Origin of the sequence: Flammeovirga pacifica (assembly GCF_000807855.2) — a bacterium.
Taxonomy (GTDB): Bacteria; Bacteroidota; Bacteroidia; order Cytophagales; family Flammeovirgaceae; genus Flammeovirga; species Flammeovirga pacifica.
This window is the reverse complement of the sequence record NZ_JRYR02000005.1, coordinates 1-1,324: the sequence shown is the minus strand read 5'-3', so window position 1 is coordinate 1,324 and position 1,324 is coordinate 1. Positions and strand designations below refer to the sequence as shown.

The 1,324-nt window shown below is 34.0% G+C and carries 1 protein-coding gene; it reads right to left on the bottom strand.

The genetic code is table 11. The features are described 5' to 3' along the window. Window positions 1–133: 133 nt before the first annotated feature. A complete protein-coding gene (locus tag NH26_RS24815; RefSeq protein WP_071397307.1) occupies window positions 134–1,183 on the bottom strand; it encodes a hypothetical protein in 1,050 nt (349 codons plus the stop codon). Between the last annotated feature and the right edge of the window lie 141 nt (window positions 1,184–1,324).

The following is a 1,324-nucleotide window of genomic DNA, read 5'->3' as shown; positions in this document are numbered from 1 at the left end:
CTTGAATATGCTTTCAATTCACCTTTGTAGATGACTTTTTTTAAAGTCTCATGTGCTATTCCTAAAATTTGGGAAACCTCATCAAAAGAATAAATCTTTTGATGAGTTAATATACTTCTATCTAACATCGTTATTAAGCGTCTACGCCTTCATTACGTTTAGAAATAAATAGTATTTGATTTTTCTGATCGTCACAGCCTACGCCCTCGAAACCTACGCCAAATTTTAAATCGTAAACTACTCTTAACTTTCTTTCGTCTGGCTTAGGTACGAATAAGAAGCTGTTCATTGATGCTAATTTCTCTATAGCTAAATTGGTAGCATAAACAAGATTATTGTCAACCGTAGTCCAGATCTTCACTTCACTAGAAGAATCCATACAAAGCATAGGACAAAGTTTAACGTTAGGGTAGGCAGAAAATTTTAAATAACTCTCTGATCTAATATCAGTTTCAAAGTTGTAAAGAGTCCTGTACTGATCAAATGCGTTAGCAAAAAATTCATGTGAACAATAAATATTACAACCACGTAGTAAAAGAGCTTTAGGGAGTTTTTTTATAAATGAGCTAACATATGATAACTCATCCTGTTCTTTGGTGTATGCTCCTAACGTGACCTCTGTTATTTTGTCCTTTACTTCGCCAGTATCTATTAAGCTATCAATTTGAGTACCTAAACCATTGAAGCAATCAATACCATTACCAGCGTTCCCCTGTGTAGGTGTTTTATATACTCCATTCCATAGGTTTTCTTCATACTCTCTACCTACTGAATTGATAATCGAACTAATGATATACTGAGCGACAGCATCCATACGCATTTTATCATAATTCGACTTATTAAATTTCTTACTTTTGATGATGTCACCAATAACACTATTTACTATAGCTTCTATTTCTTCAGCAGTAAATTCTATATCAGCTTTTATTGGGAATACTTTAGTGTCATAAGGTTTTATTTTAACCTTGCCTGTTTTGGGTGTAAAACCGCTTTGCATTGGTTGAAGAACCTTATCAATAAAAGTAGCTGCACCCGTATAACCACTTTCAATGTTTGGTTTATGGGTAAAATATTTCAATGAGGAACAAACCTCAGGTTGATACAATTCTAAACTTATCGCCTGTTTATTGTGTTGGTAATACTTGTTAGAATGATTCGCTATTTCTGTTACGTCTAAACTCATTTTTATACATTGTCATAAAGTGAAAATTCAGCAAACGCCGTACTATTTTTTTCAGAACTTGATTCTCTAGGAGGGGCAGTTGTTGCAGGACTTGCACCAGGTTCTTTTTCTAATTCTTCTATACGTTCCTTTGCTTGGGTG